Raw genomic sequence first — 25,042 nt, 5'->3', positions numbered from 1 at the left:
CGCCCGTGGGTCCCTGCTTGCCGCCAGGTGTCCGCGGTCCGCCGGTGTCACTCATGCCACGCCCTCGTCTGACGGCTCGGGTGCGCATCCGCGGACCGCACTGTGTTCGGCGATTCGCTCGCTACGCTCGCTCATGCCTCGCCTCCTGCCCCGTTCTCCTCGGTCTCCAACGACTCGGCGTTGCGAGCGAGGGCCACAACGCTGTCACCCTCGGCCAGGTTCATCAAGCGGACGCCCATGGTCTGGCGGCCCGACTGCTTGATCTCGCCGGCGCTGGTACGGATCACCCCGCCGGCAGAGGTGATCGCGAAGACCTCGTCCTCGGGACGCACCATGACGGCTCCGACCAGCTTGCCACGAGCGCTGACAATCTTCGCTGTCAGTACGCCCTTGCCGCCCCGGCCCTGGACCGGGTACTGGTCGGCGGGTGTCCGCTTCGCATACCCACCCTCGGTCGCGATCAACACGTCGTCGCCGTCGCCCATGACGTTCATCGCGAGAAGTTCGTCACCGTCCACGAACCGCATGCCGATCACACCGCTGGTGGCACGCCCCATCGGGCGCAGCGCATCGTCCGAGGCGGTGAACCTGATCGACTGCGCGTTCTTGGACACGAGCAGCAGGTCATCACCCTCGGAGACGAGACGGGCGGCGATCACCTCGTCATCCTCGCGCAGATTGATAGCGATCAGGCCACCGGATCGCGGCGAATCGTATTCCGAAAGCCGCGTCTTCTTCACCAGACCGCTGCGGGTCGCCAGCACCAGATAGGGCGCGACGTTGTAGTCCCGCAGGTCGAGAATCTCCATCACGTGCTCGTCGGGCTGCATGGCGAGCAGGTTGGCCAGGTGCTGCCCGCGGGCGTCCCGGCCCGAATCCGGCAGCTCGTACGCCTTGAAGCGGTAGACCCGGCCCTTGTTGGTGAAGGCCAGCAGCCAGTGGTGCGTCGTGGTGACGAAGAAGTGCTCCACGATGTCGTCCTGGCGGAGCTGCGCGCCCCTGACGCCCTTGCCCCCGCGCCGCTGCGCCCGGTACAGGTCGGTGCTCGTCCGCTTGGCGTAGCCACCGCGCGTGATCGTGACGACCACGTCCTCCTCGGCGATCAGGTCCTCGATGGACATGTCGCCCTCGTACGCGATGATCTCGGTCTTGCGCTCGTCGCCGTACCTGGAGACGATCTCGCCGAGCTCGTCCGACACGATCCGGCGCTGCCGCGGCTCGGAGGCCAGGATGTCCTGGTAGTCGGCGATCTGCGCCATCAGGCCGTCGTACTCGTCCTGGATCTGCTGCCGCTCCAGCGCGGCCAGCTTGCGCAGCTGCATGTCGAGGATGGCCTGCGCCTGGACCTGGTCGATGTCCAGCAGCGTCATCAGGCCGCCCTGCGCCTCGGCCGCCGAGGGCGACCGCCTGATCAGGGCGATGACGTCGTCGAGCCGGTCGAGCGCCTTGAGCAGGCCGCGCAGGATGTGGGCCCGCTCCTCCGCCTTGCGCAGCAGGAACCGGGTCCGCCGGACCACGACCTCGATCTGGTGCGTGATGTAGTGCCGGACGAACTGGTCGAGCCGCAGCGTCCGCGGCACGCCGTCCACCAGCGCGATCATGTTCGCGCCGAACGTGGTCTGAAGCTGGGTGTGCTTGTAGAGGTTGTTCAGCACGACCTTGGCGACCGCGTCGCGCTTGAGCACGATCACGAGCCGCTGGCCGGTGCGCGAGGACGTCTCGTCGCGGACGTCCGCGATCCCGGTGACCTTGCCGTCCCTGACCAGCTCGGCGATCGTGAGCGCGAGGTTGTCCGGGTTCACCTGGTACGGCAGGGCGGTGACGACCAGGCACTGCCGTCCCTTGGGGTCCTCCTCGACCTCAACGATGGCCCGCATGATGACCGAGCCGCGGCCGGTGCGGTAGGCGTCCTCGATGCCGCGGCGGCCGACGATCAGCGCGCCGGTCGGGAAGTCGGGGCCCTTCACCATTGTGAGCAGCCCGTTGAGCATCTCCTCGTCGGTGGCCTCGAGGTTGTCGAGCGCCCACTTGACGGCCTCGCCGACCTCCCGGAGGTTGTGCGGCGGGATGTTGGTCGCCATGCCGACGGCGATGCCGGCGGATCCGTTGACCAGCAGGTTCGGGAACCGCGACGGAAGGACGATCGGCTCCTGCGACCGCCCGTCGTAGTTGGGCTGGAAGTCGACGGTCTCCTTGTCGATGTCCCGGAGCATCTCCATGGCGATCGGCGCGAGGCGGCACTCGGTGTACCGCATCGCGGCGGCCGGGTCGTTGCCCGGCGAGCCGAAGTTGCCCTGACCGTCGACGAGCGGGTAGCGCAGCGACCACGGCTGCGCGAGCCGTACGACGGTGTCGTAGATCGACGTGTCGCCGTGGGGGTGATACGAACCCATGACGTCGCCGACGACGCGGGAGCACTTGAAGTAGCCGCGGTCGGGCCGGTAGCCGCCGTCGAACATCGCGTAGAGCACGCGGCGGTGCACGGGCTTGAGGCCGTCGCGGACGTCGGGCAGCGCGCGGGACACGATGACGGACATCGCGTAGTCCATATAGCTGCGCTGCATCTCGGCCTGGATGTCGACCGGCTCGATGCGATCGGCGGGGGGCCCAGGCGGCGTGTTCACTTCCGTCACGAAAAGTCCTTCTGGTTGGCCGCGCTGCTCAGACGTCGAGGAACCGGACGTCGCGGGCGTTGGTGATGATGAAGTTCCTGCGGGCCTCGACGTCCTCGCCCATCAGCACGCTGAACAGGTCGTCGGCCTGGGCGGCGTCGTCGAGGGTGACCTGGCGCAGCACCCGGGTGTCGGGGTTCATCGTGGTGTCCCACAGCTGGGAGGCGTTCATCTCGCCCAGACCCTTGAACCGCTGCACGCCGTCGTGGAGACGGGGGTCGCGCCGGCCGCGGGCGACGCCGTCCTCGATGATCGCGTCCCGCTCCCGGTCCGAGTACGCGTACGACGCGTCCTCGCCCTTGCGGTCCCACTTGATCTTGTAGAGCGGCGGCTGGGACAGGTAGACGTGCCCGGCCTCGATCAGAGGGCGCATGAAGCGGAACAGCAGCGTCAGCAGCAGCGTGGTGATGTGCTGGCCGTCCACGTCGGCGTCCGCCATCAGGATCAGCTTGTGGTAGCGCAGCTTCGAGATGTCGAACTCGTCGTGAACGCCGGTGCCGAGAGCCGTGATGAGCGCCTGGACCTCGTTGTTCTTGAGGACCTTGTCGATCCGGGCTTTCTCGACGTTCAGGATCTTGCCGCGGAGCGGGAGGATCGCCTGGAACTTGGGGTCGCGCCCGCCCTTGGCCGAGCCGCCGGCCGAGTCGCCCTCGACGATGAACAGCTCGCACTTCTCCGGCTCCGACCACTGGCAGTCGGCCAGCTTGCCGGGCAGGCCGCTGCCGCTCTCCAGCAGCGACTTGCGGCGGGTGAGGTCGCGCGCCTGGCGGGCCGCGATGCGGGCCCGGGAGGCCTGCAGCGACTTGTTGATGATCTCCTTGGCCTCGCCCGGGTTGCGCTCGAACCAGTCGCGCAGGTGGTCGTTGCAGGCCTTCTGGACGAACGACTTCGCCTCGGTGTTGCCCAGCTTGGTCTTGGTCTGGCCCTCGAACTGCGGGTCGGCCAGCTTCACCGAGATGATCGCGGCGAGCCCCTCTCGGACGTCGTCGCCGCTGAGGTTGTCGTCCTTGCCCTCCTTGAGGAACTTCTGCTCGCGCGCGTAGCGGTTGACGATCGTCGTCAGCGCGGCGCGGAAGCCCTCCTCGTGGGTGCCGCCCTCGGCGGTGTTGATCGTGTTGGCGAAGGTGTAGACCGACTCGCTGTAGGAGGCGTTCCACTGCATGGCGATCTCGACCGAGATGCCGTCGCCGTGCTCCTCGAAGTCGATGACCGAGTTGTGGATCGGGTCCTTCTTCGAGTTCAAGTGGCTGACGAAGTCGGACAGGCCGCCCTCGTAGTGGTAGGTGACCACCTTGAGCGCGCCGTCGATGATGTGGTCGGGCCGCTCGTCGGTCAGCTTGATCATGAGGCCCTTGTTGAGGAAGGCCATCTCCTGGAATCGGCGCGCCAGCGTCTCGAAGCTCCAGGCGGTCGTCTCGAAGATGTCCTGGTCGGGCCAGAAGCTGATCGTCGTGCCGTGCTCGCCGGTCGGCTCGCCCTTCTCCAGCGGGGCCGTCGGCTTGGCCGTCAAGTACTTCTGCCGCCACACGTGGCCGTCGGTGCGGACCTCGACCTCCAGGCGGCTCGACAGCGCGTTGACGACCGAGGCGCCCACGCCGTGCAGGCCGCCCGAGACGGCGTACGACTTGCTGTCGAACTTGCCGCCGGCGTGCAGCACGGTGAAGACGACCTCGACGGCGGGCCTGCCCTCGGCGGCGACGATACCCACGGGAATGCCGCGTCCGTGGTCCATCACGCGCACGCCGCCGTCGGCGAGCAGGGTGACCTCGATCAGATCGTTGTGGCCGGCCAACGCCTCGTCGACCGCGTTGTCGACGATCTCGTAGACGAGGTGGTGCAGCCCGCGCTCACCGGTGGAACCGATGTACATGCCGGGGCGCTTGCGGACCGCTTCCAGCCCTTCGAGAACGGTGATAGAGCTAGCGTCGTAGGACAAGTGCGAAATCCTCCTGCCGCGGACACGCGGCGGGCGACACCGTGGATCGGCTGCCCCTGCCGTGCCCGTCACCGTCGTGAGTGCCCCGATGCGCACCCAGGGGAAATCGGCCCCATGGGACCGGGGTGACGCAAACCGGACGTGTCCTTGAGTCCGTTTATATTCTACCGGTCCGACAGACATGAGGTGGCATTCACGGGGGCTGTGATGCCCTGTCGCTTGATGATCATGTTTTTGAGCATCCCCCACACGGAACGGGGGTCGGAGCCTCAGACGCGATTATGGGCCGGTTCGGCTCTCCTCGGGCCGGTTCTCGGCTCGTCGCGCGCCGGTGCGGGCCCCGGACAGCCGCCGGTGCGGGTCCCCGACGGCCCTGCCGCCTGGCGCTCAGCCGTACGTGTCGCCCGGCCCGCGGCTCCCCCGTACGCGCAGGCCGCCTGCCTGGCGCTGGCCCGCGCCGGGGCCGTGCACCTTGACGCGGGTCACGATGCCGTCGCCGAGCTCCTCGTTCAACCGCTTGACCAGGGTGGACGCGAGCAGCCGGACCTGGGTCGCCCAGGCGGTCGAGTCGGCGGCGACCACCACCTCGCCGTCCTCGAAGGTCTCCGGCCTGGTGTGGGCGGCCAGCTCGGGGCCGACGATCTCCGCCCAGCGGCCGAACACCCCGCCCACCGCGACCGGCTGCTCCCATCCCCGGGCCGCGAGCAGGTCGCGAATCGCCCGGCCGAACTGCAGCGGGTCGCCGGAGTCCCGTCGCTGGCCGCCCGAGCCGGAGCGGCGGCGCGGCTCGGCCCGCGGGAGCTGCCCCCGTTTCAGCGCGTCGGTCTTCGCCTGGGCCAGCTTCTCCCGCGCCATCGAGGCGCCGCGCGAGGCCGCGCCCTGCGGGGACTGTCCACCGCCTGTGGATATCTCATCGGACACGGGTCACGTCACCCTCCATCACGTCGAACCGGGCACCGGCCAGCTCGGGGGGCACGTCGTCCGGCACCGCCGCCGTGATGAGCACCTGCTCGGCCGGGGCGACGATCTCGGAGAGCCGCCTGCGCCGCTGACCGTCCAGCTCCGCGAAGACGTCGTCCAGGATCAGCACGGGATCGCCGCCGTCGGCTCTCAGCAGGTCATAGGCCGCCAGCCGCAGCGCGAGGGCGAACGACCACGACTCGCCGTGGCTCGCGTAGCCCCGGGCCGGCAACTCGCCCAGCCGCAGCAGCAGGTCGTCGCGGTGCGGGCCGACGAGGGTCACGCCGCGTTCGAGCTCCGCCTGACGCGCTTCCGCGAGGCCCGCCCGCAGGTGCTCGGCCAGCAGCTCCTGATTTGTCCCCAGGGTGGGGATATCTGTGGATAACCCCGACGCGCGGTAGTCGAGATCGGCGAGTCCCGACGACGGGGCGAGAGTGGCGTACGCCTTGGCCACGAGCGGACGCAGCGCGTCCACCAGGCGCAGCCGCGCCGCCAGCAGTTCCGCGCCGTGGCGCACCAGGTGGGAGTCCCAGACCTCGAGCGTGCTCAGGACGTCTCCCGCGCCGGCGGCGGCGAAGGCCGCGTCGTCCTCCTGCCTGCGGCCGCCGCGCCGCCGTCCCACCCGCGTCGCCGCGGCCGTACGCAGGAGTGCGTTGCGCTGCTTGAGCACGCGCTCGTAGTCGGCGCGCACGCCCGCGAACCTGGGGACGCGGGCGACGAGCAGGTCGTCCATGAAACGGCGGCGCTCGGACGGGTCGCCCTTGATCAGCGAGAGGTCCTCCGGGGCGAACAGCACGGTCCGCAGCACGCCGAGGGCGTCGCGCGGCCGGGGGACGGCCGAGCGGTTCACCCTGGCGCGGTTGGCCCGGCCCGGGTTGATCTCGATCTCGATCAGTGCGCGGCGGTCGTCCCTGACCACCGCGGCGCGCACGATCGCCCGCTGCGCGCCGTGCCGCACGAGCGGCGCGTCGGTGGCCACCCGGTGGCTCGAATGGGTCGCGATGTAGCCGAGCGCCTCGACCAGGTTGGTCTTGCCCTGGCCGTTCGGCCCGACGAACGCCGTCGCCCCCGGTTCCAGCACGAGTTCGACCTCCGGGTAGGACCGGAAGTCGGTGAGGGACAGGCTCGCCACGTGCACCCCGCCAGGCTAGTGCCGGTGCCCGGCCTTCGTGTCCCGGCTACGACGTGCTGTGGAGAAACGGCGCACTGTGGAGAAGCGCGTGGGGGCGGGGCGGTTCGTCCACAGCCTGTGGAAGATCGGCGCCGCCGTCCCGCGGTCAGGCCGCGTCACCCGGACGAGCCCGGAATCCACACCCCTGTGGACGAACGTGGACGACCGTGGGCGCGCAGGCGGCCCAGCCCCGGGACACCGAGGTCTGAGGGCGCGGTCAGCCCTCGGCCTCCACCGGCGGGGTGACGTCGGCGCCGGGAGCGTCGGCGCCCTTGCCGGTCTGGCCCTCGGACGAGGCGACCGCGTGCCCGCCGAACTGGTTGCGCAGCGCCGCGACCATCTTCATCGCCGGGGAGTCGGCCTGGCGCGAGGCGAAACGGGCGTACAGCGCGGCCGTGATGGCCGGCAGGGGCACGGCGTGGTCCACGGCGGCCTGGACCGTCCACCGGCCCTCGCCGGAGTCCTCCGCGTAGCCCTTGAGCTCGGTGAGGTCGGGGTCCTCCTCCAGCGCCCGCACCAGCAGATCGAGCAGCCAGGACCGGATGACGGTGCCGTGCCGCCAGCTCTTGAACGTGTCGGGGATGTTGGTGACGGCGTCGCTGGCCTCCAGCAGTTCCCAGCCCTCGGCGAAGGCCTGCATCATGCCGTACTCGATGCCGTTGTGGACCATCTTCGCGAAGTGACCCGCGCCCACGCTGCCCGCGTGGACGAAGCCGTCCTCGCCCTCCGGCTTGAGCGTCTCGAAGATCGGCATGAGCCGGCGGACGTGCTCCTCTTCGCCGCCGGTCATCAGTGCGTAGCCGTACTCCAGGCCCCAGACGCCGCCGCTGACGCCCACGTCGACGAAGCCGATGCCGCGGGTGCGGAGGTCGGCCGCGTGCCGCTGGTCGTCCAGATAGTACGAGTTGCCGCCGTCGATGACGATGTCACCGTCCGCCAGCAAGTCGCGCAGCTGCTCGACCGTGCTCCTCGTCGGCGCCCCGGCGGGCACCATGACCCAGACCGCGCGCGGCGCCTGAAGCCTCTCCACGAGCTCCTGGAGGCTGCCGACGTCGCTGACGGAGGGGTCGCGGTCATAGCCGACGACCTCGTGGCCGCCGCGCCGCAGCCGCTCGGCCATGTTCCCGCCCATTTTGCCGAGCCCGATCATGCCGATCTGCATCTGAGCCACCCCTCAACTCTGCACCGTCCACCGAGGCACGCGTACCCATGCATCAGGGGTCCATGCCCGCAGCAGATCGTACGCCCGGGGTGTCCGGGCCGCGTCAGCTGGACAGGCGGATGGGCATGATGAGGTAGCGGTAGTCCTCGCTCCCCCCGTCGTCCACAGGCTTGCCCCCGGTGAGGATGGCGGGCTTGGTCGGCGTGGTGAACTGGAGCCGCGCGACGTCGGAGTCGATCGCCCCGAGGCCCTCCAGCAGGAACTGGTGGTTGAAGGCGATGTTGATCTCGTCGCCGTCGAACTCGACCGGCAGCGCCTCCACGGCCTGCGCCTCGTCGCCGCTGCCGGCCTCCAGGACGACCTCTCCGCCGCGGAAGGTCAGCCGTACGGGGGTGTTGCGCTCGGCGACGAGCGCGACGCGTTTGACGGCCTCCACGAACGATGCTGTGGACAGATCCGCCCGCGCGGAGAACTCGGTGGGCAGCAGCGAGCGGTACTTGGGGAATTCGGGGTCGAGCAGCCGGGTCGTCGTCCGCCGTCCGGAGCTGGAGAACCCGATCATGCCCTCGCCGGTGCCGCCGGCCGAGCTCAGCGCGATCTCGACCTCCGCGCCGGTGCCGCCCAGCGCCTTGGCCGTGTCCGCCAGCGTACGGCCGGGGATCATCGCCACCGCCTGGAAGCCGGGCTGCTCGGGCTGCCACTTCAACTCGCGTACGGCGAGGCGGTAGCGGTCGGTGGCGGCGAGGGTCACGGTGTCGCCCTCGATCTCCATCCGCACGCCGGTGAGCATCGGGAGGGTGTCGTCCTTGCCCGCGGCGACGGCCACCTGCCCGACGGCGGAGGCGAACACGTCGCTGCCGACCCGTCCGGCGGCGGGCGGCATGGCCGGGAGGGAGGGGTAGTCCTCCACAGGCATGGTGAGAAGGGTGAATCGGGCACTGCCGCAGGTGACGACGGCCTTGGCTCCGTCCACAACCAGCTCGACCGGCTGTGCGGGGAGCGCGCGGGTGATCTCGGCGAGGAGCTTGCCGGAGACGAGGACCACACCCGGCTCGCCGGTCTGCAGGTCTAGGGTCACCTCGGCGGAGACCTCGTAGTCGAACCCGGAGAGCTTCAGCCGCTGCTCGTCGGTCACCTCCAGCCGCATGCCGGCGAGGACCGGCACCGATGGACGGGCCGGAAGGCTCCGTGCCGTCCACGCCACGGCCTCGGCGAGCACGTCGCGATCGATCCGGAACATCACGTGGATCAGCCTCCTGGGTGTCGCTGCTTCGTCAAGTCTTCACTCTCCCGCACCTGTGTGCCTCCAGAACCCCTTCTATGGTTCTTGAGTTCCTTAGGGAGAGAGATACAAGTCGTCTTATTAGGCAGTGTGGATATGTGGATGTCGAGCATTTTCGCAGCTCAGCGAAGCTGGTTCATCCACTGCCGGTGTGGGGGGAACGTGGACGGACACCCCGTGCCCTGTGGGTGGAGCCGCTGTCCCCACACCCGTTCCCCAGATGGAGGGCCCTCTGTCCACGAGTAATCCACGATGTTTCCACCGGTTGTCCACGGGGTAAATGGGACAGCTGAGCTGTGCGTGACGAGTGCACACAGGGCGTCCCCAGCTCGTCCACGGGTATTCCCCAAGCCATCCCCAAGTTCTCCCCAGAGTTGTCCCCAAGCGGGGACGGCGCGTTGGCGGGCCGGAAAGGGTGGGGGTAACGCGGAGAGCCGCCGCCGAGGGGCGGCATTTTTGATCCACAGAGTTATCCACAGCTGTGTACTAAGCGTTGCGTGCGCGCTGCTTGATCCGAGTCGTCAGCTCGTTGACCTGGTTGTACATCGAGCGCCGTTCGGCCATGAGCGACCGGATTTTACGCTCCGCGTGCATCACGGTCGTGTGGTCGCGTCCCCCGAACTGCTGGCCGATCTTGGGCAGAGACAGGTCGGTCAGCTCCCGCGCCAGGTACATGGCGATCTGGCGGGCGGTTACCAGCGCGCGCGAGCGTGAGCTTCCACACAGGTCGTCGAGCGATACACCGAAGTACTCGGCGGTTGTGGACATGATGAGGGAGATGGTGATCTCCGGGCTCGCGTCCTCGCTGATGAGGTCCTTGAGGACGATCTCGGCGAGCTGGATGTCCACAGACTGCCGGTTGAGGCTGGCGAACGCGGTGACCCTGATCAGCGCGCCCTCGAGCTCGCGGATGTTGGTCGCGATGCGGCTGGCGATGTACTCCAGCACGTCGGGCGGCGCGGCCAGGCCCTCCTGGATCGCCTTCTTGCGCAGGATCGCGATGCGGGTCTCCAGCTCGGGCGGCTGGACGTCGGTGATCAGCCCCCACTCGAACCGGTTGCGCAGCCGGTCCTCCAGCGTCACGAGCTGCTTGGGCGCCCGGTCGCTGGAGATGACGATCTGCTTGCTGGCGTTGTGGAGGGTGTTGAAGGTGTGGAAGAACTCCTCCTGCGTCTGCTCCTTGCCCTCAAGGAACTGGATGTCGTCCACGAGGAGGATGTCCACAGCCCGGAAGCGGGAGCGGAACCCGTCGGCCTTGTGGTCGCGGATGGAGTTGATGAAGTCGTTGGTGAACTCCTCGGAGCTCACGTACCGCACCCGGGCGCCGTCGTACAGGCTCTGCGCGTAGTGGCCGATCGCGTGCAGCAGGTGGGTCTTGCCCAGTCCCGAGTCGCCGTAGATGAACAGCGGGTTGTACGCCTTGGCGGGGGCCTCGGCGACCGCGACGGCGGCCGCGTGCGCGAAGCGGTTGCTGGCGCCGATGACGAACGTCTCGAACGTGTACTTGGCGTTCAGCCGGGCCGGCTCGCCGGAGGTGCGTCCGCTGCGGGCGTCCCAGCGGTTCTGCCCGGGGCCGCCGGACCCGGGCCCGGACACGGGGCCCGGCACCGGCTCGGGCTTGGGCGCCGCGGGCGGCTCGGGGGAGTAGCCGCCGGGCCGCTGCGCGTGGTCCGGCGGGGACATGTGCTGCGGCGGCTGCGAATACTGCTGGGCCTGTGGATAGTGCGGCTCGGCGTCCCGCCGGATCGGGCCGTCCTCAGCTAAGGGAAAGCGTGGAGCCTGGGGGTGGGGCTGTGGATAATCTGTGGACGGCGCCTGTGGGCGGTGATCGGCCGACGGCGCCCCGGAGGGGTCCGAGGCGGAGGGCAGGCCGGCGCCGGGATCCACCATCACGGCGATCCGCACAGGCCGGCCGAGCTCCTGCGACAACGCGTGCACGATCAGCGGGCGCAGCCGGACCTCGATGACCTCTTTGGCGAAATCGTTGGGGGCCGCCAGGAGAATCGTGTCGTTGATGAGGCCGGAGGGCTGCGTCATCTGGAGGAACGCCCGCTGCTGCCCCGAGACGCCCTCGTCGAGCAGGGTCCTGAGGGCCCGAGCCCATACAGCGTTGAGATCGACGCCTTCCATGGCTCGGCCCCTCCTCTCGTTACGCGGCCCCGCTCGCCCGCCGCGATCCGTGTCGTTTCCCGTCCTGTACGCCTCGCCACCGGACCTCGTCCGGCTTGCCATCCACAAATGATCCACATGATGTGCACAGCCCGTGCGCCTCCCCCGGGCACATTCACGCTGATGGGGGGAAGGGCCGGACGGCCGACGGTAGCGGTGTGCGCAACCTGCGTTCAAGGCGTTGTCCACAGCCTAACGGCCCATGGTCGCTTGCCGTACTCGCTTGGCGTCACGGGCGCGGTTTGACCTGACGTACCGTGTGCCCGTAACGTGTCCCGGTCGGCTAATCACGCGACGGCTATTTCGCATGCCCGCGCATCTGACGAGCCGTGACCATGGAATGTACCGCGCCCGCGGAACGCCGCGGACGCACCTGAAGCCTGGAGCCCACTCGTGAGCAAGCGTACTTACCAGCCGAACAACCGTCGCCGCGCGAAGACCCACGGCTTCCGGCTGCGCATGCGCACCCGGGCCGGCCGCGCCATCCTGGCCGCGCGCCGCCGCAAGGGCCGCGCCGAGCTGACGGTCTGACGATCAAACGCCGCCCGCCCGTGCTGAGCGGAGCGGGCGGCCATATGCCGAGGAAGGCCCGGTGCTGCCGTCCGCGTCCCGCATGCGGCGGGGTGACGAGTTCGCCGACGCGATTCGCCGTGGGCGGCGCGCCGGGCGTCCCACCCTGGTCGCACACCTGAACCTGCGTGACGCCGACGAGCCACCGCTGGTCGGCTTCGTCGTGAGCAAGGCGGTCGGCGGCGCCGTGGTGCGCAACCAGGTCAGGCGCAGGTTGAGACACCTCCTGCGGAGCCGCCTGCCGCTGCTGCCGAGAGGTAGCCTTCTGGTGGTACGCGCCAATCCACCGGCCGCGTCCGCGCGTAGCGAGCACCTGGCCGCCGAACTCGACATCGCGCTGAGTCGTTTACTCCGGCGGCGCGGGTCCGATGCCGGGACCCCGACGGATGGACGGTCATGACAGCGCAGCAACCGACCCCGGCCGTGATGCCCGGGGAGGCCGACCGGCCCGCGACCGGGCCGGTCGCAAGCGTGCTGCTCGCGATCATCCGGTTCTACCGCGCCTTCATCAGCCCGATGCTGGGGCCGAGGTGCCGGTTTGAGCCGTCCTGCAGCGCCTATGGCCTGGAAGCCGTCGCCGTTCATGGAGCGGCGCGCGGGGTATGGCTGACCGTCAGGCGTATCGGACGGTGTCACCCGTTCCATCCTGGAGGTTTCGACCCGGTGCCCCCACGCCGAGTCCGGTCTCACGACGAAACGCAAGGGAGCTAGCTCGGTGGAGCTGCCATTCCTGAATTGGCTGTACACGGCGGTGGCCTGGGTGATCACCCAGATCCACGCCGGCTACAGCACTTTCATCCCCTCCAGCAGCGGGCTCAACTGGGCGCTGACCATCATCACGCTGACCGTGCTGATGCGTCTGCTGATCTTCCCGCTCTTTATGAAGCAGATGCGCTCGTCGCGGAAGATGCAGGAACTGGCGCCCAAGGTCCAGGACCTGCGCAAGAAGTACAAGAACGACAAGCAGCGCATGAACCAGGAGGTCATGCGGCTGTACCAAGAAGGGGGCGCCAACCCACTCGGGGGCTGCCTCCCGATCGTCGCGCAGTTCCCGATCTTCATCTCGATGTTCACCGTGCTGCGGGCCATCGCCGAGGACCGGGCCGTTTTCGGCATGACCAAGGAGCTGGTGAACAGCGCGCGTGCCGCGCATGTCATCGGCGCGCCGCTGACGGCGAAGTTCTTCGACAGCTCCGAGATCATCCAGAGTCTCGGCGCCCAGCCGCTGATGACGAAGATCGTGCTTGCCTGCTTCGTGGCCGTCAGCTCGTGCACCACGTTCCTCACCGTCCGGCAGAGCGTGAAGCGCTCGGTGGCGCAGATGCCGGACAACCCCATGGCACAGCAGCAGAAGCTCCTCATGTATGTCTCGCCGCTGTTCGCCGTCTTCAGCCTGAACTTCCAGCTCGGTCTGATCCTCTACTGGGTGACCACCAACCTGTGGACGCTCGGCCAGCAGCACTGGTTCTACAGCCGCCATCCCATGCCGGTCGTGGACGAGAAGGGCAACGTCACCACTCCCGAGCCGACGAACGGGATTTTCACCAAGCTGGTGGGGAAGCCCAAGGCGGCGGCGCAGCCTGAGCCGGAGCCCGCCCCCAAGATCGTCCGTCAGCAGCAGGCGCGCCAGCCTCGCAGCAAGCGCACCGGCAGCAAGAAGTCGTAGGAGAAGGAGAGTTCGGACGTGACCGAAGCTGAGGAGACCCTCAAGCCTGCTCCCGACGTCGATGCCCTGGAACAGGAGGGTGAGATCGCGGCGGACTACCTGGAGGGCCTGCTCGACATCGCCGACCTCGACGGCGACATCGACATGGACGTCGAGGGAGACCGCGCGATGGTCTCGATCGTGGGTATCAAGGGCGACGAGCTCGTGGGTGCCGGCGGGGAGGTGCTGGAGGCGCTGCAGGAGCTGACGCGCCTGGCCGTGCACCGCCAGACGGGGGAGCGCTCACGACTCATGCTCGACGTGGGCGGCTTTCGGGAGCGGCGCCGGGCCGAGCTCACCAAGGTGGGCAGCGCGGCGGCCGACGACGTCAAGCGCACCGGCGAGCCGAAGGCGCTCAAGCCCATGACGCCGTTCGAGCGCAAGATCGTTCACGACGCGGTCGCGGCCGCGGGCCTGCGCAGCGAGTCCGAGGGCGAGGAACCCCGCCGCTTCGTGGTGGTCCTGCCCGCCTGACCGCTTTTCACAGTTCCGACGCGGGGAAGCCGCCGGTCCCACATCCGGGACCGGCGGCTTTTCCGTCCTGTACGTCCCTTCCTCGCCCTGCCCCTTCACCGGCATCGCATCGCCGGCGGCCGCCGGATGTACGGCTGACCGTCGCCGAGGGGAAAGGACGGTTACCCTTGGCCGAGAGCGTTCCTGGATGAGTGAGTGATGACGGAGAGCAACGAGCTGCCCGAGGCGCCCCCGGTGGCCCGGGAGATTTTCACCGATGAGGCGTTGGAGCGGGCACAGGTGTTCGCCGAGTTGCTCGCCGGGCCGGGCGTGGTGCGGGGACTGCTGGGGCCGCGCGAGGTGCCCCGCATCTGGGATCGGCACCTGTTGAACTGTGCGGTGCTGGAGGAGGCGGTCCCGCCGGACTCGACTCTGGTCGACATCGGCTCGGGCGCCGGCCTTCCGGGCCTCGTGCTCGCGATCGTGCGCCCCGATGTGACGGTGACGCTGCTGGAGCCGCTGCTGCGCCGCACCGTGTTCCTGTCCGAGTGTGTCGAGACGCTGAAGCTGGACAACGTGGAGGTGCTGCGCGGGCGGGCCGAGGAGCTCGCCCGTAAGCGCGTCTTCGACGTCGCGACGGCGCGGGCGGTCGCGCCGCTCGACCGTCTGCTGTCGTGGTCGATGCCGCTTCTGCGCGAGGGCGGGGAGTTGCTCGCGATGAAGGGAGAGCGCGCGCAGGAGGAGCTGGAGGCGGCTCGCCCCCAGTTGGAGTCGTTCGGCGTGAGGCACGTCGAGCTGGTCACGGTGGGGCGCGGTAAGGTCGAGCCGCCCGCGACCCTCGTTCGCGTCGTCGCCGGACGGTCTGCGCGGACGGACACGCGGAGGCGACGAAAGAGGTGAGCCGGTGGCGGACGCCGGATCAGGCGGTGTGACAGCTGGTCTGGGTTGGCCGGAGACTCGGCTCCCCCTACGCTGGGAGATCGCGACAGCAGGCCGGTCCTCCGGGGTGGGCTGGCCTCGTCCCCCTGTCTCGCCGGTCGAAAGGACGACGACCGTGTCCCAGACCCCCCTTAACTCTGGCGATTCGCCGCTGGTACGAGAGGCACTGAGTTCTGTGGTTTCACGTGAAACAGCCGCCACGCCCCCGCAGGCGGCTGCGCCTTCGGTCGGTTACTCGACGCGCGACGAGGGGACCTGGCCCCGACCTTCCCGGTGTCGCGTGATGACGGTGGCCAACCAGAAGGGCGGCGTGGGGAAGACCACCACGGCCGTCAATCTTGCGGCGGCGCTGTCCATGCACGATCAGCGCGTTCTCGTGGTCGACCTCGACCCGCAGGGCAACGCGTCCACGGCGTTGGCGACGGAGCACCGGTCGGGGATGCCGTCGGTGTACCAGGTCCTCGTGGACGACATGCCGCTGGCACAGATCATCAAGCCGGTCCCCGAGATGCCCAATCTGTACTGCGCTCCGGCCACGCTCGACCTCGCGGGCGCGGAGATCGAGCTGGTTCCGATGGTCGGCCGGGAGGCCCGCCTACGGCGGGCGCTCGCCTCGTTCGATGCGATGGAGTTCGACTACATCCTCATCGACTGCCCGCCGTCGCTGGGCCTGCTGACGGTGAACGCCATGTCGGCGGCCCAGGAGGTGCTGATTCCCATCCAGTGTGAGTACTACGCCCTGGAGGGTCTCACCCAGCTTCTGCAGAACGTGGAACTGGTGCGGGCGCACCTGAACCAGACGCTGGCGATCTCGACCATCCTGCTCACGATGTACGACGGCCGGACCCGCCTCGCCTCCCAGGTGGCCGAGGAGGTGCGCTCCCACTTCGGCGACACCGTGCTGGACTCCGTCATCCCCAGGAGCGTGCGCGTCTCCGAGGCGCCCAGCTACGGCCAGTCCGTCATGACGTACGACCCGGGATCGAGCGGGGCGCTGGCATACATGGGCGCCGCCCGCGAGATCGCCTATCGGGCGGCGGCCCTCGCCGGCGCCTGACAGACCCGAGCGGCGCTCCGGACGTGCGCCACGCTGTCCGTACGGACGGGGTGAGAGACGGCGCGCGGACGAGGACGTGCCGGAGGGCGTCACCGGCGCCCGGCGCGGGTGATGGCGACGGGGCCATGATGGCTGTGGCTCAGGGGAACGGGCAGAAGCTTCGGTCCTCGTGAAACCGCTCGGCTGGGCGTTCGCGGCGGTGCTCGCTCCCGCCCGCTTGCTCCGCATGCCGGGACACGCGCGGGGGCTGACGGTGGAATCGCGCACGGCTGGGCGCACGGAGACTCAAGGCGGGGCTTCACAGCGGTACTCTCTCCTGGTGTGTGCATGCCGGTGCCCAGTGACTCCGAGTCGCTGGGCACCGCCTTCTGTGCGGTTATGAAGGAGCAGCGGTGAGCCAGCAGCGTCGGGGACTGGGCAAGGGTCTTGGGGCTCTGATCCCCACAGGACCGATCGTCGATCCGGCGTCCGCGGCGAGCGCTCCGCCCGCCGGCCCGCCGTCGGCCGCGCCGGGAACGGACAGAGTGGGCCTGCGTCCGGTGGAGGGCGCCTACTTCCAGGAGATCGAGGTCGACTCCATCTCCCGGAACCCGCGGCAACCGCGTGAGGTGTTCGACGAGGACCGGCTGGACGACCTCGCGGCATCCATCAGGGAGGTCGGCCTGCTGCAGCCGGTCGTCGTCCGCGCCCTGGAGGATGACCGCTTCGAGCTCATCATGGGGGAGCGGAGGTGGCGCGCCTCGCAGATCGCCGGGCTCAACCGCATCCCCGCGATCGTCCGGAGCACCCAGGACGACGAGATGCTCCGTGAGGCGCTCATCGAGAACCTCCAGCGGGAGCAGCTGAACGCGCTGGAGGAGGCGGCGGCCTACCAGCAGCTTCTGGACGACTTCGGGGCCACCCACGAGGTGCTCGCCGGGAAGGTCGGACGGTCACGGTCGCACATCAGCAACACCCTGCGACTGCTGAACCTTCCTCCCGAGGTGCAGCGCCGGGTGGCGGCCGGGGTCATCAGCGCAGGGCACGCGCGAGCGCTGCTGGCGTTGAACGACCCCGCCGCGCAAGAGCGGCTGGCGACCCGGATCGTGGCCGAGGGGCTGTCTGTCCGGACCGTAGAGGAGATCGTGGCTCTGGGCGAGGCCACCGCTGGGCCGGCTCCACGCAAGCCCCGAGCGAAGAAGCCGACCGCCCCGGCGCTGAGCGACCTGGCGAATCGGTTGTCGGACCACTTCGAGACGAAGGTGAAGGTCGATCTCGGCAGCCGGAAGGGGCGCATCGTGGTCGAGTTCTCCACGATCGACGACCTGGAGCGCATCATCGACACGATGGCGCCGGAGGCCGCTCACGCGATGCGAAGCAGGGGCATCACGGCGGAGTGACCGCAGAGGCTGCGGTGGCACCCGCGTTCTGCCGCAGGTTTCACGTGAAACATCACGTCCCATGCTCCTCGTCGGCTGCGCCGGGGCCGATATGGCAGGCGATCCGTCTCGCATCCGCTCTCTCGACGGCGGCTACATGAGCACCCCTTCGGCATGGGCACCCCTTAGGCATGAGCACCGCTTATAGGGGTTGGATGCGCCAGGTCGGATGCGACCAGGTCGATGTCGGCCCACGCGTTCGCCGGTTCCGCCCAGCCCTGCTGACGCGCACGTGCGGCACCGGCGGTGGTCGCGACGTACGGCCCGCCGCCGGGGGAGGGGGCCACGGCCCGGCCGGGTCGAAGTCTGCTGGGTTCACTGGTGGGCCGCCACGGGCGGAGCCACAGTGAGCGGACTCGCCTCCGTCCTGTCCCGCCTGGCGTTCAGCCGTCTCTCCGGAAGACCGTGCGGGCACACGGGCGCTCTGAGGGGCCCCTTCTGTGGCCGCCGTGGTGGCGGGTGTGTCGCTCGTCAGATCCCTCTGGTCCGCTGGGCACCGACGACCCCCGGGATGAGGGAGCGGAGCGGAAAGGATCGACAGTCAGGGATCCACAGTCGCGGGGAAGGCCCTGGCGACCCTCTGGGGAGATTCCGAGCCTGCGAGGATTTTTCTGAGCGGAGCGGAGGGGGATCGCGAGGACCGGAGATTCCTTCCGGCGCTGTGACCGTCCCGGCCCAGGTTCGAGACCCCCACTCGGCTCCGCCTGCCGGAAGCACGGTCTTGGGAACGACACAGCCCCCTCCATGCTCGCCCGGAGGGGGCTGTTTCACGTGAAACCGTGGCGGGGTCAGCCTCGGGTGGCGGCGAGCTCCAGGAGTCCCTTGCACAGCGTGCCGAGATCGCGCCCCGCCGCCTCCGCCGCCATGGGCAGTAGAGAGGTCTCCGTCATGCCGGGGGCGACGTTCACTTCGAGGAAGTACGGCTTGCCGGCGGCATCGACGATGATGTCGGTGCGGGAGATGTCTCGCAGGCCGAGCGCGGTGTGGGCGGCGACCGCCATGCCCGCACACGCCTCGGTGGCCTCGGGGGAGAGCCGGGCCGGTGCGAAGAACTCCGTGTGCCCGGCCGTGTAGCGGGCCGCGTAGTCGTACACGCCTCGGTCGGGCACGATCTCCACGGGCGGCAGGGCGACCGGCCCGTCGCCGAGATCCACCACGGAGACCGAGACCTCGATGCCCTCGACGTACCGCTCGATGAGCGCGGTGTCGCCGTAGGCAAAGCAACCGACCATCGCGGCGGGCAGCTCCTCCGCCGTGCGCACCATGGAGGCGCCCAACGCGGAGCCGCCGCGCGAGGGCTTGACGAACAGCGGCAGGCCGAGCCGGTCGATGATGCGGGCGAGCACGGCGGCGGCACCGAGATCGTGGAACGTCTCCTTGGGCAGCGCCACCGAGTCGGGCGTGTTCAGCCCCCAGGAGCGGACGACCGCCTTCGCCGTGGGCTTGTCGAAGGCGACCCGGCAGGCGTCCGGCGTCGCTCCGACGTAGGGCACGTCGAGAAGTTCGAGCACCGAGCGGATGGCGCCGTCCTCTCCGGCGCCGCCGTGCAGGGTGACGAAGACCGCGTCCGGCGGGTCGGCCAGCACGGCGGGCACGAGGGTGGAGTCGGCATCGCGCGTCTCCACGTCCACCCCGGCCGCCCGAAGCACCTCCGCGACGCGGCGTCCCGAACGGATGGAGACCTCACGCTCGTAGGAGAGCCCTCCCGCGAGGATGAGCACGTGGCCCAGATCGCTCATGGCGTCTCACCGCCGATGTGCTCCACCACGGCACCGGCTGCGGTCCAGCGGTGGTCGGTGTCACCCGGCCCGGATCGCGTCCCCCTCCACGGACGCGCAGGGGGCGATCCTTGGGTCATCGTTCGCTCGGTCACGAAGAGGGCCTTTCTCGCCTCGAGAAGTCAGTACGGCCAGCCTGAACAGGCTAGTGCCCTGCCCGTGCCGCCGCGCCGGGGCACCGCGTCTCAGCCAAGGTCGCACGTGCAGCCGGAGCCGCCCATGGGCGGTGCCATGGGCGGCTCCTCCGTCGCTGGGGGCTGCGGCCGTACCGTGTCTAGGCGAGATCCGGGCCGGGAGTGTCGACGCCGGCGTGTCCCGGCGTGGAGCCCGTGCCGAACGTGTCCCGCAGCCTGAGCTCCTGCTCGATCACACCGGCCAGGCGGCGCACGCCCTCCTTGATGCGGTCCGGCTCCGGGTAGCAGAACGACAGGCGCATGTTCCGCGCGCCGCCGCCGTCGGAGTAGAAGCCGGTGCCCGGCACGAAGGCGACCCGCTCGGCGACCGCGCGGGGGAGGATCGCCTTGGAGTTGAGCCCCTCGGGGAGCGTCATCCAGACGAAGAACCCGCCGGCGGGGCGGGTCCACGTGCAGCCGGGCGGCATGAGCACATCGAGCGCGCCCAGGAGCGCGTCACGCCGCTCGCGGTACAGCTCACGGAACGACTTGATCTGCTCGCGCCACGGCTGGGTGGCGAGGTACTGGCCGACGGCGAGCTGGGTGAAGGACGAGTGCGACAGCACCGCCGACTCCATCGCCAGGACCAGTTTGTCGCGAATCGCGTGCGGAGCGAGGGCCCAGCCGACGCGGAAGCCGGGGGCGAGGGTCTTGGAGAACGAGCCGAGATAGACGACGCCCTCGGAGTCGTCGGCCCGCAACGCCCGCATCGGCTCCCCGTCGAAGCCGAGCAGGCCGTACGGGTTGTCCTCCACCACGAGGACGCCGGCGCGGCGGCAGATCTCCAGCACCTGGCGACGGCGCACCTCGTTCATCGTCACGCCGGCCGGGTTCTGGAAGTTGGGGATCGTGTAGAGGAACTTGATCCGGTTGCCGGCCGCCTGGAGCGCGTAGATGGTCTGCGCGAGGGACTCGGGGATGAGTCCCTGGTCGTCCATCGCGATGTGCACGACCTTGGCCTGGTAGGCGCTGAACGTTCCGAGCGCCCCGACGTACGAGGGTCCCTCGGCGAGCACGACGTCGCCGGGGTCGATGAAGATCCGGGTGATCAGGTCGAGCGCCTGCTGCGAGCCCACCGTGACGACCACGTCGTCGGCGTTCGCCTCGATGCCCTCCATGCGCATGACCTCGCAGATCTGCTCGCGCAGGGCGGGGTCACCCTGCCCGGAGCCGTACTGCAGGGCGACGGAGCCGCGCGAGGTGACCAGATCGGCGACGAGCTCGCTGACGAGGTCGAGGGGGAGCGCGTTGACGTACGGCATGCCGCCGGCGAGCGAGACCACCTCGGGCCTCGATGCGACGGCGAAGAGAGCTCGGATCTCGGAGGCGACCATCCCGGCAGCGCGGGCGGCGTACCTGTCGACGTAGGCGTCAATGCGTGACCCATGGGTCACGTTCGTCCGACCGTGATCTAGCTCTTGTGCCACGGTCCACCTCCGATCACGTAGCCGAGAAATCCAGAGTACGGTAACGCGCCACTCCGATCACAACAGGGTATTGACCATCAAGGGCCCCTTTTCTTGCATTCCCGTACCACTGGTTTCGGTCCGGCCAACCCCTTTAACGGGCGCCGGTGAACGTTGTGGCACACCCGCTCCCGCCCTTCCGCTGAGTTACGATGCGAGCTGGAGACGCCGTATTCGCGCGCTTTTCTGGCAGGACTCCTGACGGGGATTGGGGCTTCACGTGTCGCGTCGGCTGGTCAATGTCACCCTCGACAATCTCGATGACCTGCCGCGGCGGTGCCGGCGGTGCGTGTTCTGGGAGCTCGACCCTGTCAGCGGCGAGCGCGCCGTGGAGGCGGGCGACCCGGCCCTGGAGAAGGAGGCGTGGATCTCCGCGACCCTCCTCGAGTGGGGGAGCTGCGGGAAGATCGCCTACGTCGACGGCGTGGCGGCCGGATTCGTGCTCTACGCCCCGCCGTTGTACGTCCCGCGCTCGGTGGCGTTCCCGACCTCGCCGGTCAGCTCGGACGCCGTGCTGCTGATGACCGCGCACATCGTGCCGGAGTTCACCGGCGGGGGGCTGGGCCGGATGCTCGTGCAGGGCGTCGCCAAGGACCTGACCCGCCGCGGTGTTCGGGCGATCGAGGCGTTCGGCGACCTGAAGTGGGAGCAGCCGGGCGGCTGCGTGCTGCCCGCGGACTATCTGCTGTCGGTCGGGTTCAAGACCGTGCGTCCGCATCTGCGCTTCCCCCGGCTCCGGCTGGAGCTCAAGACGGCCGTGTCGTGGCGTGAGGACGTCGAGGTGGCGCTGGAGCGACTGCTGGGATCGATGTCACCCGAGCGGGCCCTGCGGCCCGTCTGAGAGGGCTTCCGGCCGTCCCACACAAGTCCCACGGGCTGTCCCACAGGAGTCGGCACAACGCACGTCCCACATAGCTCCCGCACGGGTCCCGCACGGGTCCAAGGTGGCACCAGAGAACGCGCGAGCCCCCCGCGCCGCACGCACGGGGGGCTCTTCGGGTGGTGCCGGCGGGAACGGCGTCAGATGACGCCGTCGAGCTCGCGCAGCAGCATCGCCTTCGGCTTGGCGCCGATGATCTGCTTGACGACCTCGCCACCCTTATAGACGTTCATCGTCGGAATCTGGAGCACACCGTAGTCCCGCGGCGTGACCGGGTTCTCGTCGATGTTCAGCTTGACGATGGTCAGCTTGTCGGCGTTCTCGGCGGCGATCTCCTCGAGGATCGGCCCGACCTGACGGCACGGACCGCACCACTCGGCCCAGAAGTCGACCAGGACCGGCTTGTCGCTCTTGAGGACCTCGGCCTCGAAGCTCGCGTCCGTCACGCTCTTGATCGCGCCCACGGTATCTCTCCCCTTGCATGAGTGGTGTGGCGGTGCAGTCAACCGCGGGGACGCTCCCCGCATTCCCGATGCCGGGACTCAGGCGTTCAGCGTCAGCCAGCGCTCGGCGTCCAGCGCCGCCGCACAGCCGGTCCCGGCCGCCGTGATCGCCTGACGATAGGAGTGGTCGACGACGTCGCCGGCCGCGAACACCCCGTCGATGTTCGTCCGGGTCGACGGCGCATCGACCTCGATGTACCCCTCTTCGTCCAGGTCGATCTGGCCCTTGAGCAGGTCGGTGCGCGGCTCGTGCCCGATCGCGATGAACAGGCCGCCCACCGGCAGGTCGGACTCCTCGCCGGTCTTGACGTTGCGCAGCCGGACGCTGGAGACGCGCTCCTCGCCGACCACGTCGACGATCTCGCTGTCCCAGATGAAGCGGATCTTCTCGTTCGCGAACGCCCGATCCTGCATGATCTTGCTGGCGCGCAGCGAGTCGCGGCGGTGGATGATCGTCACCGACTTCCCGAACCGGGTCAGGAAGATGGCCTCCTCCATCGCCGTGTCGCCGCCGCCGACGACCACGATCTCCTTGTCGCGGAAGAAGAACCCGTCACAGGTCGCGCACCACGACACGCCGCGTCCCGACAGCCGCTTCTCGTTTTCCAGCCCGAGCTCGCGGTAGCGCGACCCGGTGGCCAGGATCACGGCCTTGGCGTAGTAGGTGTCGGTGTAGGTCTTGACGACCTTCGGGTTCGCCTCGAGATCGACTTCGATCACGTCGTCGGCCACCAGCTCGGCGCCGAACCGCTCGGCCTGCTTGCGGAAGTTGTCCATGAGGTCCGGGCCCATGATGCCGTCGGGGAACCCGGGGAAGTTCTCCACATCGGTCGTGTTCATCAACGCCCCGCCGGCGGTGACCGACCCCTCGAAGACGAGCGGCTTGAGGTCCGCACGCGCGGTGTAGACGGCCGCCGTGTAGCCGGCCGGCCCCGACCCGATGATGATCACGTTACGAACGTCGCTCAACGGACCCGCCTTCTTCGCTCCCGGTTGATATGCAGTGCCGTCAACAGATCCTAGGCCCCGGTAATTCCCGCGCGAACCCCCGATACGGCGAAGCCCCCCGGAGGTCGCGGGGGGCTTCGTCACTGATGATGATATGGCTCGCGCCGCGTGGTCATTTCCAGGAGGCCAGAACCTCGGGCCGTAGCTTGTGGCACTGCGAGTCCACCACGACCACTCGGACGGCGTTGCTGCTCTTGTCCTCCCAGAATGCCATGACCGTGGCCTCGTTGCCGTTGTAGAGGGCCTTGTCGACGCCGATCGGCGCGCGGTCAAGCTGGGTCGAGAACCGCTTGACGCAGGTGTCGAGGTCCTCGTCGTCGTTGGTGCCCGAGCCGGGCGCCACGCCGAAGTACCCCAGCAGCGGCCCGCGCAGCTCCCGGCTGGTGTAGTTGTGGCCGCTGGCGTACGTCGAGTAGGTCAGCGCCTCCACCTTGGCCGGGCTCTGGCCGGGATCACCCTGGCTCACCACCTGCTGGGACGGCGAGTCGCCGAACGAGAGCAGGCCGGTGGCGAGACCGCCGCTCCCGATCACGACGGCCGCCGCCGCGGCGACCGCGGCCGGCAGCGCCCACGTGCGTCGCCTGGACGCCTTGCGGCCCCCCGTACGCGTTCCGGATCGGCGCCTGGCCGGCACGATCGTTCCGTCGTCGGCGACGACACCCAGTGGAGCCGCGGTCGCACTCGCGGCCACCGGCTCGCGTTCCGGCTCCGCGTGCGTCTCCACAGCGCTGTTCACGGTGGTCCCCACCGGGGTCGCGACCGGAGGCTCGGCCGTCTCCCACGGAACGTCGTCCCATGAAGTGCTGTCCCATGGGGCGATCTCCTGTGGAGCGCTGTCCCATGGAGCGTCCCGCAGTACGCGGTTCCAGTCCGGAGCCTCGGCGGCCAGCGCCTGGTCGATGCGCCTGGCGACGCCCAGAGGCATCGCCGGCACCGGCATCGCCGCCAGGACCTCGCGAACCGCGGCCAGGTCGGCAAGGCTCTCCCCGCAGGGGTCGCAGACCGCGAGATGCTCACGGACCCGCCGGGCCGTCGTGTCGTCGAGGAGACCCTCCGCCAGCTCGGCGAGAACCTCCAGGTCGTAGTGCGTGTCACCCGTCACGAAGTTCTGCTCCCTTCCCGGATGAGACGCGAGTCAGGTCGGATCGGTTCCGCAGATGCGAAAGAATCGGGGCGAGTTTGGCGCGTCCCCGTGCGCAGCGGCTCTTCACGGTGCCCGGCGGGACGCCCAGCACCGCCGCCGCGTCGTCCACCGCGTACCCCATCATGTCGACCAGCACGAGGGCCGCCCTCTGGTCGGGCGGCAGCAGCTTGAGCGCCGCCGTGACCTCCAGGGAGACCTCGCGCTCGCTCGCCTGGTCGGTGGCCGGGACCTCGCGCTCCACAGCCTCGATGAGCTCGTCGTCGGCGACCGGGCGCATCGACTTGCGGCGCATGCGGTCGAGGCAGGCGTTGACCACGATGCGGTGGAGCCACGTCGTGACCGCCGCCTCGCCGCGGAAGCTGCCCGCCTTCCGGTACGCCGAGACGAACGCGTCCTGGACGGCGTCGGCGGCCTCGTCGGGATCGCCGAGCGTACGCAGGGCGACCGCCCACATCCGGTCGCGGTGCCGCCTGACGATCTCGCTGAACGCGTGAGGGTCGCCGGCGAGGTGACGGGCCAGCAGATCGGCATCGGTCATCGCGCGTCGCGCGTGCTCAGCCGGAGGGGGATTGTCTGGTGGGGAATTCACAAGTCCC

22 protein-coding genes are annotated in these 25,042 nt (G+C 69.4%); 9 read left to right on the top strand and 13 right to left on the bottom strand.

The genetic code is table 11. The features are described from left to right. Window positions 1–131 precede the first annotated feature (131 nt). The 7 genes from gyrA to dnaA all read right to left on the bottom strand — a co-directional run bounded on the left by gyrA (window position 132) and on the right by dnaA (window position 11,313). Window positions 132–2,633 (bottom strand): DNA gyrase subunit A, encoded by a 2,502-nt coding sequence (gene gyrA / locus ACGFIB_RS31585; RefSeq protein ID WP_357238423.1) that lies wholly within the window; start codon window positions 2,631–2,633, stop codon window positions 132–134. 28 nt (window positions 2,634–2,661) lie between these two features. Beyond that, entirely contained in the window at window positions 2,662–4,608 is a 1,947-nt protein-coding gene (gene gyrB, locus ACGFIB_RS31580; RefSeq protein ID WP_142573363.1) for a DNA topoisomerase (ATP-hydrolyzing) subunit B, read from the bottom strand. A gap of 387 nt (window positions 4,609–4,995) precedes the next feature. Then, entirely contained in the window at window positions 4,996–5,529 is a 534-nt protein-coding gene (locus ACGFIB_RS31575) for a DUF721 domain-containing protein (protein ID WP_357162678.1), read from the bottom strand. Continuing rightward, window positions 5,519–6,706: a DNA replication/repair protein RecF gene (gene recF / locus ACGFIB_RS31570; RefSeq protein ID WP_393376715.1), complete on the bottom strand. Its 1,188-nt coding sequence runs from the start codon at window positions 6,704–6,706 to the stop codon at window positions 5,519–5,521. Before recF ends, ACGFIB_RS31575 begins: the two co-directional genes overlap by 11 nt. A 250-nt stretch (window positions 6,707–6,956) precedes the next feature. Beyond that, window positions 6,957–7,901 carry a phosphogluconate dehydrogenase (NAD(+)-dependent, decarboxylating) gene (gene gnd / locus ACGFIB_RS31565; RefSeq protein ID WP_393376773.1) on the bottom strand — a complete coding sequence of 315 codons (945 nt, stop codon included), beginning with the start codon at window positions 7,899–7,901 and terminating at the stop codon, window positions 6,957–6,959. 103 nt (window positions 7,902–8,004) lie between these two features. Beyond that, window positions 8,005–9,144: a DNA polymerase III subunit beta gene (gene dnaN / locus ACGFIB_RS31560; protein WP_142573366.1), complete on the bottom strand. Its 1,140-nt coding sequence runs from the start codon at window positions 9,142–9,144 to the stop codon at window positions 8,005–8,007. A 525-nt stretch (window positions 9,145–9,669) separates the two neighbouring features. Continuing rightward, window positions 9,670–11,313 carry a chromosomal replication initiator protein DnaA gene (dnaA, locus tag ACGFIB_RS31555; protein ID WP_142573367.1) on the bottom strand — a complete coding sequence of 548 codons (1,644 nt, stop codon included), beginning with the start codon at window positions 11,311–11,313 and terminating at the stop codon, window positions 9,670–9,672. Window positions 11,314–11,745: 432 nt separating this feature from the next. Between dnaA and rpmH the strand changes: the two genes are divergently transcribed. The 8 genes from rpmH (at window position 11,746) to ACGFIB_RS31515 (ending at window position 17,455) form a co-directional block, all read left to right on the top strand. Further along, entirely contained in the window at window positions 11,746–11,883 is a 138-nt protein-coding gene (rpmH, locus tag ACGFIB_RS31550) for a 50S ribosomal protein L34 (protein WP_015772801.1), read from the top strand. Window positions 11,884–11,944: 61 nt separating this feature from the next. After that, window positions 11,945–12,322: a ribonuclease P protein component gene (gene rnpA, locus ACGFIB_RS31545; protein WP_142573368.1), complete on the top strand. Its 378-nt coding sequence runs from the start codon at window positions 11,945–11,947 to the stop codon at window positions 12,320–12,322. 26 nt (window positions 12,323–12,348) lie between these two features. Then, on the top strand, window positions 12,349–12,633 hold the full coding sequence (gene yidD, locus ACGFIB_RS31540; protein WP_142573688.1) for a membrane protein insertion efficiency factor YidD: 285 nt from the start codon (window positions 12,349–12,351) through the stop codon (window positions 12,631–12,633). Between the two features lie 4 nt (window positions 12,634–12,637). Continuing rightward, on the top strand, window positions 12,638–13,588 hold the full coding sequence (gene yidC, locus ACGFIB_RS31535; RefSeq protein WP_393376713.1) for a membrane protein insertase YidC: 951 nt from the start codon (window positions 12,638–12,640) through the stop codon (window positions 13,586–13,588). An 18-nt stretch (window positions 13,589–13,606) separates the two neighbouring features. After that, entirely contained in the window at window positions 13,607–14,101 is a 495-nt protein-coding gene (locus tag ACGFIB_RS31530; protein ID WP_142573370.1) for a Jag family protein, read from the top strand. Window positions 14,102–14,299: 198 nt separating this feature from the next. Then, window positions 14,300–14,980, top strand: a complete 681-nt coding sequence (rsmG, locus tag ACGFIB_RS31525; protein WP_191053173.1) for a 16S rRNA (guanine(527)-N(7))-methyltransferase RsmG — start codon at window positions 14,300–14,302, stop codon at window positions 14,978–14,980. Between the two features lie 322 nt (window positions 14,981–15,302). Next, a complete protein-coding gene (locus tag ACGFIB_RS31520) occupies window positions 15,303–16,076 on the top strand; it encodes a ParA family protein (RefSeq protein WP_357263898.1) in 774 nt (257 codons plus the stop codon). Between the two features lie 392 nt (window positions 16,077–16,468). Beyond that, window positions 16,469–17,455, top strand: a complete 987-nt coding sequence (locus tag ACGFIB_RS31515; protein ID WP_393376711.1) for a ParB/RepB/Spo0J family partition protein — start codon at window positions 16,469–16,471, stop codon at window positions 17,453–17,455. An 827-nt stretch (window positions 17,456–18,282) separates the two neighbouring features. On the opposite strand, the gene ACGFIB_RS31510 is transcribed toward ACGFIB_RS31515, so the two are convergent. Together ACGFIB_RS31510 and ACGFIB_RS31505 are read right to left on the bottom strand one after the other, a co-directional pair. Beyond that, window positions 18,283–19,233, bottom strand: coding sequence for a D-alanine--D-alanine ligase family protein (locus ACGFIB_RS31510; RefSeq protein ID WP_142573378.1), 951 nt, complete (start codon window positions 19,231–19,233; stop codon window positions 18,283–18,285). Between the two features lie 313 nt (window positions 19,234–19,546). After that, entirely contained in the window at window positions 19,547–20,779 is a 1,233-nt protein-coding gene (locus ACGFIB_RS31505; protein ID WP_142573690.1) for an aminotransferase-like domain-containing protein, read from the bottom strand. Between the two features lie 352 nt (window positions 20,780–21,131). Here ACGFIB_RS31505 and ACGFIB_RS31500 point away from each other — a divergent pair, with 352 nt between their 5' ends. After that, window positions 21,132–21,752 carry a GNAT family N-acetyltransferase gene (locus ACGFIB_RS31500; protein WP_139575468.1) on the top strand — a complete coding sequence of 207 codons (621 nt, stop codon included), beginning with the start codon at window positions 21,132–21,134 and terminating at the stop codon, window positions 21,750–21,752. Between the two features lie 179 nt (window positions 21,753–21,931). Here ACGFIB_RS31500 and trxA read toward each other — a convergent pair whose 3' ends face one another. From trxA to sigM, 4 genes are all read right to left on the bottom strand, one after another. Then, a complete protein-coding gene (trxA, locus tag ACGFIB_RS31495; protein ID WP_030508599.1) occupies window positions 21,932–22,255 on the bottom strand; it encodes a thioredoxin in 324 nt (107 codons plus the stop codon). Window positions 22,256–22,333: 78 nt separating this feature from the next. Then, a complete protein-coding gene (gene trxB, locus ACGFIB_RS31490; protein WP_357238433.1) occupies window positions 22,334–23,263 on the bottom strand; it encodes a thioredoxin-disulfide reductase in 930 nt (309 codons plus the stop codon). A gap of 151 nt (window positions 23,264–23,414) precedes the next feature. Then, window positions 23,415–24,404, bottom strand: a complete 990-nt coding sequence (locus tag ACGFIB_RS31485) for an anti-sigma factor family protein (RefSeq protein ID WP_357238435.1) — start codon at window positions 24,402–24,404, stop codon at window positions 23,415–23,417. Beyond that, a complete protein-coding gene (gene sigM / locus ACGFIB_RS31480; RefSeq protein WP_357238437.1) occupies window positions 24,394–24,984 on the bottom strand; it encodes an RNA polymerase sigma factor SigM in 591 nt (196 codons plus the stop codon). The genes ACGFIB_RS31485 and sigM overlap by 11 nt, the downstream gene beginning before the upstream one ends. Between the last annotated feature and the right edge of the window lie 58 nt (window positions 24,985–25,042).

The sequence above is a fragment of the Microbispora bryophytorum genome (assembly GCF_043197435.1).
Taxonomy (GTDB): domain Bacteria; phylum Actinomycetota; class Actinomycetes; order Streptosporangiales; family Streptosporangiaceae; genus Microbispora; species Microbispora bryophytorum.
Note: the sequence above shows the minus strand (reverse complement) of the source record. Positions and strands in the feature narration are given on the sequence as shown.

Bases quoted from the DNA above. Each gene is read 5' to 3' on its own strand.
- ACGFIB_RS31505 (WP_142573690.1), bottom strand. From the start codon at position 20,779: ATGGTCGCCTCCGAGATCCGAGCTCTCTTCGCCGTCGCATCGAGGCCC.
- ACGFIB_RS31520 (WP_357263898.1), top strand. From the start codon at position 15,303: ATGACGGTGGCCAACCAGAAGGGCGGCGTGGGGAAGACCACCACGGCC.
- ACGFIB_RS31510 (WP_142573378.1), bottom strand. From the start codon at position 19,233: ATGAGCGATCTGGGCCACGTGCTCATCCTCGCGGGAGGGCTCTCCTAC.
- dnaA (WP_142573367.1), bottom strand. From the start codon at position 11,313: ATGGAAGGCGTCGATCTCAACGCTGTATGGGCTCGGGCCCTCAGGACC.
- rsmG (WP_191053173.1), top strand. From the start codon at position 14,300: ATGACGGAGAGCAACGAGCTGCCCGAGGCGCCCCCGGTGGCCCGGGAG.
- yidD (WP_142573688.1), top strand. From the start codon at position 12,349: ATGCCCGGGGAGGCCGACCGGCCCGCGACCGGGCCGGTCGCAAGCGTG.
- sigM (WP_357238437.1), bottom strand. From the start codon at position 24,984: ATGACCGATGCCGATCTGCTGGCCCGTCACCTCGCCGGCGACCCTCAC.
- gnd (WP_393376773.1), bottom strand. From the start codon at position 7,901: ATGCAGATCGGCATGATCGGGCTCGGCAAAATGGGCGGGAACATGGCC.